The organism is Carnobacterium sp. (assembly GCF_040274425.1).
Genome location: NZ_JBEMBC010000177.1, coordinates 1 through 1,190, shown reverse-complemented (window position 1 = coordinate 1,190; position 1,190 = coordinate 1). Strand labels below are relative to the sequence as shown.

Genomic DNA, 1,190 nt, shown 5'->3' with positions numbered 1-1,190 from the left:
CGGATTAAATGAATTCAGGTTATCAAGTAGCGTTTGAAAAAGGAGCACAAAAGGCTTTAAAAAAGATGGATAAACACCAGTCTCTTTTAATTATGGGAGGGATTCAACAGAACTTAGGGAAGTGTACAGATACTCGGACACAGTGTAAAGGACTGACCGCCAATCATTCAGGAGAATGGCGTTATAGAATTGGAGATTATCGCTTAATTGCTGATATCAATGACGAGACAATCACTATTTTAATGTTAGAGATTGGCCATAGGAAAGATATTTATAAATGAACGATTGAAATTAAGTAAATCCTATTAAACAAAAAAATCGGCTACTTTTTAAGTGACCGATTTTTTTTAGTTTATTTAGATTGAGTACTTAAGAAAACAATTGTATTTTCAATACTATCTTGTTGAGTGGCTTGAATTAGAAATTGCGTTTCTAGACACTCTTTCATTTCTTCAACGAGTATTAAAATGGAACTATTAATGGGCACATAGACGTTTGCTGATAGCATAATAATCACCTCCTGCTGTTTGTTATAAGTAATAACGAATAGGAGGTGATCAAGTGTTACCTAGACTTCTTTCAATATATGAAATTGCTTAAATTAGTGTATTTAGAATCTTATTAAATCAAGATTCTTTTTTTACTCTAGGAGCACTTGCTAAAACCAATCCGCCTTCTAATTCTTGATTGCTCATTACTACGATATACTATTCTAAAAGGTGTATTCCTCTTTTTACTGATTCTACTGAAGAAAAAAAAGAATTAACGTCAATACAAAGAATATCTCTTTTTGGTTGGTGTGAGTAGTCCATTTTTATCATCTTTCATACACCCTCTTTAGAATATTTTATACGCTAAACCATTTCTCAAAATTAATTTTTCCATTCGCTATAGCCATTTAAAATAATTATATATATTACATACATGCAGGGAATAAATATAGCAAATAGGATTATCTTTATAATCCAACGTACTGTCGAAAATATAGCCCCAATAAGTATATACAGCATAAAAAAAACAAATACGGACATTATTAACAATAGAATAATTAAAATAAAATTTTTAATTATTCTATTGTTAATCTTTAAAACAGCTGATAATATTTCTTCAAAAAAAATTAAAATGAATTCCATTTAAAAGCTCCTTTTAAAAATCTATCCATCCATTATATATATAAATACACTAAATTA

2 protein-coding genes are annotated in these 1,190 nt (G+C 28.9%); one reads left to right on the top strand and one right to left on the bottom strand.

From position 1 onward, the window contains the following. Positions 1–8 precede the first annotated feature (8 nt). Complete coding sequence (locus tag ABS911_RS15130) at positions 9–281, top strand: type II toxin-antitoxin system RelE family toxin (protein ID WP_350468235.1); 273 nt, start codon at positions 9–11, stop codon at positions 279–281. A gap of 71 nt (positions 282–352) precedes the next feature. Here the strand turns inward: ABS911_RS15130 and ABS911_RS15125 are convergent, their stop codons facing one another. Next, a complete protein-coding gene (locus tag ABS911_RS15125) occupies positions 353–508 on the bottom strand; it encodes a hypothetical protein (protein WP_350453224.1) in 156 nt (51 codons plus the stop codon). Positions 509–1,190: the final 682 nt, after the last annotated feature.

Coding starts and splice junctions, on each gene's coding strand:
- ABS911_RS15130 (WP_350468235.1), top strand. CDS start 9: ATGAATTCAGGTTATCAAGTAGCGTTTGAAAAAGGAGCACAAAAGGCT.
- ABS911_RS15125 (WP_350453224.1), bottom strand. CDS start 508: ATGCTATCAGCAAACGTCTATGTGCCCATTAATAGTTCCATTTTAATA.